This is a genomic window from Polaribacter sp. 2405UD43-2, assembly GCF_058147125.1.
This window is the reverse complement of record NZ_JBYVJX010000110.1, coordinates 1-234: the sequence shown is the minus strand read 5'-3', so window position 1 is coordinate 234 and position 234 is coordinate 1. Positions and strand designations below refer to the sequence as shown.

The window sequence follows — 234 nt, the reverse complement described above, 5'->3', positions numbered from 1 at the left end:
GGAGTGGGTATTTGTTTACTATTAATATAAGAAAGTGCTTGTTTTTTATGAACCATGATACCTACTTCTCTTTCGTAGTCTATGACATTAAAAAGCCAGATATTAAAAATCTAAATCAATTATTTCTTAAGGGTTTTATCACAGAGTTAAACAAGCTAAGTCTGATATCTACTAAACAAGAAACTCACTTAAAAAATAAGTTTAATGAGGTATTTCTACATAAGCCAATTAACA

The 234-nt window shown here is 27.8% G+C and carries 1 protein-coding gene; it reads left to right on the top strand.

The features are described from left to right. Nucleotides 1-11: 11 nt before the first annotated feature. The coding region (locus tag ACY2RX_RS14945) for a DUF6933 domain-containing protein (protein ID WP_490104753.1) at nt 12-234 on the top strand (223 nt) is incomplete at its 3' end.